Annotated in this window: 9 protein-coding genes and 1 pseudogene; 6 read left to right on the top strand and 4 right to left on the bottom strand. The window is 67.5% G+C overall.

All coding sequences use genetic code 11. The features are described from left to right. Positions 1-1,283 (top strand): MFS transporter (locus HKK72_RS33210; protein WP_187238382.1); only part of this gene is annotated, 1,283 nt, incomplete at its 5' end. 146 nt (positions 1,284-1,429) lie between these two features. Here the strand turns inward: HKK72_RS33210 and HKK72_RS33205 are convergent. Beyond that, a complete protein-coding gene (locus tag HKK72_RS33205) occupies positions 1,430-1,819 on the bottom strand; it encodes a hypothetical protein (protein WP_187238381.1) in 390 nt (129 codons plus the stop codon). Positions 1,820-1,892: 73 nt separating this feature from the next. Here HKK72_RS33205 and HKK72_RS33200 point away from each other — a divergent pair, with 73 nt between their 5' ends. Then, positions 1,893-2,228 (top strand): hypothetical protein, encoded by a 336-nt coding sequence (locus HKK72_RS33200; RefSeq protein WP_187238380.1) that lies wholly within the window; start codon positions 1,893-1,895, stop codon positions 2,226-2,228. 48 nt (positions 2,229-2,276) lie between these two features. Here HKK72_RS33200 and HKK72_RS33195 read toward each other — a convergent pair whose 3' ends face one another. Next, positions 2,277-2,462 (bottom strand): hypothetical protein, encoded by a 186-nt coding sequence (locus HKK72_RS33195; RefSeq protein WP_187238379.1) that lies wholly within the window; start codon positions 2,460-2,462, stop codon positions 2,277-2,279. Positions 2,463-2,558: 96 nt separating this feature from the next. Here HKK72_RS33195 and HKK72_RS42520 point away from each other — a divergent pair, with 96 nt between their 5' ends. Together HKK72_RS42520 and HKK72_RS33185 are read left to right on the top strand one after the other, a co-directional pair. Then, positions 2,559-3,602 (top strand): integrase core domain-containing protein, encoded by a 1,044-nt coding sequence (locus tag HKK72_RS42520; RefSeq protein WP_222721447.1) that lies wholly within the window; start codon positions 2,559-2,561, stop codon positions 3,600-3,602. Between the two features lie 91 nt (positions 3,603-3,693). Beyond that, complete coding sequence (locus tag HKK72_RS33185; RefSeq protein ID WP_222721446.1) at positions 3,694-4,575, top strand: MFS transporter; 882 nt, start codon at positions 3,694-3,696, stop codon at positions 4,573-4,575. A gap of 503 nt (positions 4,576-5,078) precedes the next feature. Here HKK72_RS33185 and HKK72_RS33180 read toward each other — a convergent pair. Both HKK72_RS33180 and HKK72_RS33175 read right to left on the bottom strand, forming a co-directional pair. Then, complete coding sequence (locus tag HKK72_RS33180) at positions 5,079-5,375, bottom strand: hypothetical protein (RefSeq protein WP_187238378.1); 297 nt, start codon at positions 5,373-5,375, stop codon at positions 5,079-5,081. Positions 5,376-5,508: 133 nt separating this feature from the next. After that, entirely contained in the window at positions 5,509-6,180 is a 672-nt protein-coding gene (locus HKK72_RS33175) for a hypothetical protein (protein WP_187238377.1), read from the bottom strand. 338 nt (positions 6,181-6,518) lie between these two features. Here HKK72_RS33175 and HKK72_RS41710 point away from each other — a divergent pair. Together HKK72_RS41710 and HKK72_RS33170 are read left to right on the top strand one after the other, a co-directional pair. After that, positions 6,519-6,687, top strand: a pseudogene (locus HKK72_RS41710) (transposase); the annotation flags it as partial. 175 nt (positions 6,688-6,862) lie between these two features. Next, the gene (locus tag HKK72_RS33170; protein ID WP_187238376.1) at positions 6,863-7,216 is read left to right on the top strand and encodes a DoxX family protein; all 354 of its coding nucleotides are present in this window, start codon (positions 6,863-6,865) and stop codon (positions 7,214-7,216) included. The last annotated feature ends 155 nt before the right edge of the window (positions 7,217-7,371 follow it).

Below are 7,371 nucleotides of genomic sequence, written 5' to 3'. Positions count from 1 at the left end.
CCTCCGTCGTGGCCGCGTCGGCGACGACCATCGAGATTCTGGTTATCGGCAGGGTGCTGCTCGGCGTCGGGGCCGCGTTGTCCACGCCGGTGAGCCTGACCCTGCTGACCGATGCCTTCCCGCCGGAGCGGCGCGGCATGGCGATGGGCATCTGGGGCAGCGTGTCCGGCGTCGCGGTCGCCGCCGGGCCGGTCGTCGGCGGCCTCATCACCGAGGGCCTGTCCTGGCCTTGGATCTTCTGGCTGAACGTGCCGTTCGGCCTAGCAGCGGCGATCCTCACCGCCCTGCTGCTGCGGGAAAGCCACGGTCCCCGGCCCAAACTCGACCTGATCGGCCTCGCGCTGGCCTCATTGGGCCTGTTCGGCCTGGTCTGGGGTCTGGTACGGGCGCCCGCGGCCGGGTGGGCGAGCGCTGAAGTGCTCGGCACGCTGGTGGCCAGCCCGCTGCTCCTGGCGGCGTTCCTGGCCTGGGAACACCGGGCGCCGCAGCCGATGATGCCGCTGTCCTACTTCCGCAACCGGGCGTTCACCATCGCCAACGTGGTGGCGTTCTTTCAGCACTTCGCACTGATCGGATCGCTGTTCATCCTGTCGCAACTGTTCCAGATCGGGCTGGGCGACAGCCCCATGGACGCCGGCCTGCACCTGCTCCCGTGGACCCTGATGCCCCTGCTGGTGGCGCCGATCGTCGGACGGCTGTCCGACAGGTTCGGCAACCGGCCGTTCATGACCAATGGTCTGCTCCTGCAGGGTGCGGCGCTCATCTGGATCGCAGCGGTCGCCGCAACCGACGTGGCCTACAGCACGCTGATCCCACCGCTGATCCTGGGTGGCGTCGGCATCACCATGTCGATCCCCACGGTGATCAACTCGGTTTTCGGCTCAGTCCCGCCGAAGGACATCGGCGTCGCCTCGGGCGCCAACGCCGCGGTACGGGAGGTCGGTGCCGTGTTCGGCGTGGTGTTCCTCAGCGTCATCTTCACCGTCTACGGCAGCTACGCCACGCCGAGCTCGGCGATCAGCGGATTCCAGGCGGCGCTGGCGCTCGCGGGCGCCGCATCCATCGTCGGCGCACTCAGCGCGACCCTCTCACCAGATCGGCGGCGTCGCCTCCCGGGCGGCACCGCCGAGCCGGACGGGCACGAGCTGCCTGTGCCCGGGGCCCACACCCCGCTCCGCACACTCGCGGGCCAGACGTCCAGGGAGGCCGTCGATTCGCCTTTCGCTCGCTCGTCATCAGTTCAGACAAGGTCAGGCAAGCCGTCCTCCGAGGCAGGCCTGTGAAAGGAGACACCATGAACAAGTCAGGAACTGCCCGAGCGGCGAATCGCCCGGGGCGGCACGTGGCGTAGGGGAAGGCTTCTCCGGCGGCGACGGGGAAGAACGAGGCTGATGGCCAAGGTGCGGGAACCGGGAGACACGCGAACAGATCACAGGTCCCCCTCCTCGGCATCGAGGTCGCCGGTCGGACCGAAGCCGGAGGAGGCGACCTCGCGGGAGGCGATGGTGGATTCGCCCATGAACGGTGCATCCACCCCGGCGTTCGCCTCATCGGCCGCCGGAGATGCCAGGAACTTCGGGTCCGTCGATGCGAGGGTGTGCTCGGTCTGGCTGGAAACGACGTCGAAGGCGACCCGGTCGGTGCTGGCGACCAGGAGTCCCTGGCCGCGGCGTGCCGAGGTGAGCAGATGGCGTTCGCCATCGGTGAGGGCGAAGGCCTCGGTGATCTGGTCAAGGGCTTGGGGTGCTTGGCGAAGCAGGATCTGGGTGGTCGCGTTGGAGACCACCGCCCGGCCGAGGTCGGAGCCGGTGGCCGCCAACGAGGCCTCATACGAGCCCTCATATGAGGAGGGAGCGGAGAAGACCGCTCCCTCAGATGTGCCTCCTACGGATTTGGCCACCGACGATGCTGCTTCAGACGACGCCCATACGACTCTGACCGATCGGCCAATGCCTTCATACGAGGTTCAGATCGACAGCAGTGAGCACTTCATACAAGGCACAGACGTCGTTCCTGCGGGCGGTGTCGAAGGCGGGCACCGGGATCATTCACCGCACAGCCGTCCACCGTCCGGGCTGCAACGCCAGGCCTGGCAATGGGCCGTCGCCAACCGCACACCCGCCGGGGATCTGCCTTCCGGTAAGGCGATCGCCGAGCGGTTCGGGCGGCGAGAGCGCTGGGGGCGCCTGGTCAAACAGGCCGGAGCAAACGGCCGCCTGGACCGGTGAGCACGCACTAGCGATGATGGACACCCGGGAGCGGTTTGTTGTCCGTGGTCAGGGGATGGCGGAATCGCTGGTTGACCCCTCGAGGACGTCCCTGACTGTCCGTGTGCTGAGTTCCTGGATGCTGGGACGTGTCGGGCCGTACCGGTGGAGGAACTCGACCGTCGCGGCTAGGAGCACGTCGTCGCTGAGAGCGAGGATCTGTTCATTAGTCATGCCGACGTCATCAAGGATCATGGCCAGTACCTTATGGGGTGCGGAAACTGGGTGAGTGCTGCGGATCTGCAGGTTGATGGCTCGAGCACGGTGAGGTAGCGGTCATCCTGGCTGGTTGTGTTCTGGTCCTTCCTCTACCTCGTCCTCGGCCATGTCCTTCGGCTTCTGCTCCTGTTGGTGCGTGGTGACCGGAGCAAGGAACTGGAGATCCTCGCGCTCCGGCATCAGGTCGCTGTCCTACGTCGTCAGGTGCACCGTCCTGATCTCAATGATGCAGACCGTGTCGTGCTGGCGGCGCTGTCGCGGCTGTTGTCTTCTTCTTCGTGGGAGATGTTCATCGTGACGCCGTCGACGATCCTGCGTTGGCACCGGGATTTGATCGCCCGCAGATGGACCTACAGGCGGAAACGTCAAGGCCGCCCCTCCACCAGGAGGGACATCTGGGTAGCGGTGCTGCGGCTGGCGCGAGAGAACCCGACTTGGGGCTATCAGCGGATCAGCGGCGAGCTTGCCGGCGTCGGCATCCGGGTGCCGCCCAGCACGGTGCGGGACATCCTCAAAGGTGCGGGACTGGATCCCGCACCCCGGCGCAGTGGGCCGAGCTGGGCCCAGTTCCTGAAGGCCCAAGCCGAGGGGACCCTCGCCTGTGACCTGTTCCATGTCGACGCGGTGTTCGGGAAGCGGATCGATGTGCTGTTCTTCGTCGAGCACGCCACCCGGGCCGTCCACGTCATGGGTGTCACGACCAACCCGACGGGAACCTGGGTTGCCCAGCAGGCCCGGAACCTGTTCATGGACCTGGGGGAGCGGGCCGAGCACATCAGATTCCTCATCCGCGACCGCGACGCCAAGTACACGAGTGTCTTCGATGAAGTGTTCATCTCGCTCGGTGCGCAGATTATCAAGACGCCGGTCCTGGCCCCGCGGGCGAACGCGATCGCCGAACGCTGGATCGGGACCGTACGGCGCGAATGCACCGACCGGCTCCTCATCTACAGCGAACGCCACCTGCGTCGCGTACTCGCCGAGTACGAACGGCACTACAACCAGCATCGCCCTCATCGGGCACGAGACCGGCGACCACCACAACCGACCTCAAAGGCAGCTCCCACCGACTCGACAAGGCCCAGCTCAGGCGCGAGGAAGTCCTCGGCGGCTTGATCAACGAGTACAGACGCGCGGCGTAGACGGACAGAAAAGGCCAGGTCAGTAACCGAAATCGAGTACCCGCACCCGACAGGTTCACGGCGGCATGGCTACTGGCCGGCACCGCATGGCAGCCGTGCTCTACCAACCCGCGTTCGCCGCCCTTACCCGCTACTTCGGGCCACGCCACGTCACCGCCCTGACCAGCCTCACCCTCGTCGCCGGGCTCGCCAGCACCGTCTTCGCCCCGCTCACCAACGCCCTCGCCAACCACCTGTCCTGGCGCGGCGTCTACCTGGTCCTCGCCGTCGTACTAGCGGTGGTCACCATCCCGCTGCATGTCTTCGCGCTGCGCCGTCCCTGGCCCGCGGTCCGCCACGAGAACCGCGTTCAAGGTGCCGGTGGGGCGGTGAAGGACGTGGTGCGCAGTCGCCCGTTCATCCTGCTGATGGCAGCGCTGACGTTATCGGCGTTTGCGATGTTCGCGGTGCTGACCAACCTCATCCCGCTGCTCATCGAGCGCGGCGCCAGCGCCACCACCGCCGCTTGGGCCCTCGGACTGGGCGGGTTGGGCCAGGTCGCCGGCCGCCTCGGCTACAGCACGCTGGTTCGTCGCACCACAGTCCGCGCCCGCACCGTCTGGATCCTGGCGCTCTCGACGGTCACCACCGCTGCCCTCGCCGTCCTTCCTGGCCCGGTCGCGCTCCTCATCGCCGTCGCCGTCCTGGCGGGTACCGCCCGGGGAATCGCCACCCTGTTGCAGGCCACCGCCATCTCCGACCGGTGGGGCACCGCCACCTACGGCGCGCTGTCGGGCATCCTGGCTGCGCCTGTCACCGTCGCCAGCGCCCTGGCGCCTTGGGCGGGCGCCGCACTCGCCGCTGCCCTTGGCGGCTACCCCCACGTGTTCACCGCCCTCACCATTGCGGCAGCCCTCGCCGCGGTCCTGGCCATGGGCAGCGTGCCAGCACGCCACCCACGCGTCTGACCCCAAGGCGCGCGGCAGCACCGATCAAACGCAGGTGGGTGCTGGTGAACTTTTGCGGCGCGGTCGGCGAGTGCAGCCAGCACCCCGATGTGCCCGGCTGGCCGGGTATAAGAACCTCATCTCCGCGGCCGGGCTGATGCCTGCTCGAACTGAAGAAAACGCCCGTCCGTAGAATGCCCGGTTTGCTAAGGGGCGACGCTAGGAATCAGAGACTGGGCAACAGCACGTCCATGGTCCCGGTACCTGGCGAGCATAGGGATCACGGGATGGACCTTGGCGAACCGGGGTCTTATTTGGTGCCCTTGCCGAGGTTGCCTTTGTTGGTGCACCAGCGGCAGGTGGGAGTTCGGCGGGGGAGCATGAAGTCGCGTTCTCGCGTGCGGGGGCGGTGGATGATCCAGTATTTCCGCCGAGACGGTGACCGTCGACCGCCGGCGTGGCCACGACATCGTCCAGGCGGCCAGCCTGGAGCATGTCGAGGCGGGCCGCGTCCCGCCGCGACCTCAGCTGCGCGCGCGGATCAGCATGACCAGCCCGGCAATGAACGACCCGAGCAGGACCGGTGACAGGACCGCGAGGCCGCCCCACACGACGAGGCCGAGATAGCCGAGCGCGGACGAACTGTGCGTCGGGTCGGCATCAGCGGCCGCGAACAGCCCCAGGCCGAGGATGACACCGACCACCGTGATCGCGATCGGCGTCCACAGGAGCACGTGGGCCCACACACGGTACCTCTGACTGTAGACCCGCCGGCTCGGCCGCACGTTCGGCTGTGGGGGATAGCCAGCGAGTTCGCTCATGCCGCATTTGTACCAGCCCGCGTGGGCCCCGTACCGCAGGGCAGCCCTTCGCCGAGATCCTGCTCACGCGGCCTCCGCGCTACGAACCCACCGTCCGCGCCTCCCGCCGCATCACGGGCGCGCCGCCTGCCCGTCAGTCCTTCCTGCTGTCCCAGGGGTCGCCGATCCAGCTGTCGAAGGAGGGGATCAGGGCCACGAGGGCGGCTCCGAGCCGCCAGTCCAGCTCCGGTGCGTACAGACGTACCGTGTCCCCGGACGACTTGAACTCAAGCGGGACCTGTCCGCCGGAGCGCCACTTGATGCGGCGTGGGCCGCGCGGGAAGTCGCCGCCGCCGCCGAACAGGGCGGCCACGAGGATGAGCGGCAGCAGGGGCGAGCAGAGCCACCACACGCACCACCAGAACAGCCGGCCCTTGTATCCCACCGCGTCGAGGCTGTCGGCGCGGCTCACCGTCCAGCGTGTGCGCAGTCCCTGGCTGAACGCCTTGTCGCGCGTGAACATACCGAGCGGTTCGCCGTGCGAGCCGAGCACCTTGAACTGTGCCCGCCCACTGCCCGTGGAGACGGTGACCAGGGTGGCGACCCGCGCCTGGCGATGCTCGTCCGCCCACAGGACGAAGGAGCGGGCTCCGCTCTTCCGGGCCGCGAGGTAGGCGGATATGCCGTTGGGCAGCACCTCGCGTTCCACATAAGCGACCGGCCGCGAAGTTCCCGGTCCGTCGGAGAAGCTGATCCGGCAGTCGAGCTGCCCGCCAGGGGTGGTCCTCAGCCGCCGCAGTGCTTGCAAGGTCAGAGTGCTGGTCACCCGACGGGCTCCTTCGCGCGTGTTTGTGTCGAACGGTCAGCACAAAGGTAAGCGTGCGCGGCCCCCGTTGTTCCCTTGATGAGGGTTTGACCCCCCGTTTGCTGTCTGGTTCGAGTTCAGGTGTATCGCCAGGTTGGGTGCTTCTCCGGTGAGGCGGGCTCATGCCCTGATCTCCTCCTCGCAGTTGCGCGGGACCGCGTCATGGGCGGGTTGCGTCCATGGAAGTGGTGTACGAGTTTGGTGTCCCGGACCCGATCACGGACCTCGGACGAATCATCGACCTGAACATACGCCGACGAGACCGGCTCGGCGGAGTCTTCCACGAGTACTTACATGGCGAGTCCAGCCAGCGACTCGGCCGGCACCGCTGGGTGGTGGAACGGACCTTCCTCCTGGCTGACCGGCACCCGCCGATTACATCGCCGCTACGAACGCCGATCCGACCACTTCGGCTCCTTCGTCGCCCTCGCCGCCGCCCTCATCTGCTGCCGCCTACTCGCCAAATGAGGCACGGTCTTAGCCGAGGACCATTATCTGGCCGCCGCCCGTCTCCAGGACTGCGCCCACCTGGTCGTCCCCGGCCACTGACCTCCCCGACGCAGCGGTGATGTCACAAAACACAGTGCGCTTCCGTCCCCATCACTGACAGCGGAACCCACTGCAACGAGACGAGGTACCCGTCGTGATCCAGCCCTGGTGGCCGCTCGCCGGCCTGGCCGTCATCCAGTTCGGCGACGCCGCGATGTGCCTGAAACCCGTCGGGTTCATCCGCGCCTGCCTGCAGGACGTCGGGTTCCCCCGCCGCTACTGGCGGCTGCTGCCGGTACTGAAGACCGCCGCGGCGGCGGGCCTCGTCGTCGGCATCTGGGCACCGCCGCTCGCAGTTCTGACCACCGCCGCACTGGTGGTCTACTTCCTGATCGCCATTACCATGCACATCCGCGCCCGTGACTTCGGCCGCAACCTCTTCCTCAACGCCACCGGCATGCTCATCCTCTGTGCTGCCGCACTGATATTCACCCTCGATCGGGGGTGAGACCCGGCCGGTCCGCCATGGGGCATCTCCCGAAGACCCGACGCCGACACCGGTAAGTTCGGTGGACAGCTCCCTGACCCGGTACCGAGCGGCGGACCCCGAATAGCGACCTGCTCTCACAAACGGACCAAGCCGTGGCGGTGACCGTGAGAAGC

The organism is Actinomadura sp. HBU206391 (genome assembly GCF_014323665.1).
Classification (GTDB): Bacteria; Actinomycetota; Actinomycetes; order Streptosporangiales; family Streptosporangiaceae; genus Actinomadura_C.
This window is presented reverse-complemented; position numbering and strand designations above follow the sequence as displayed.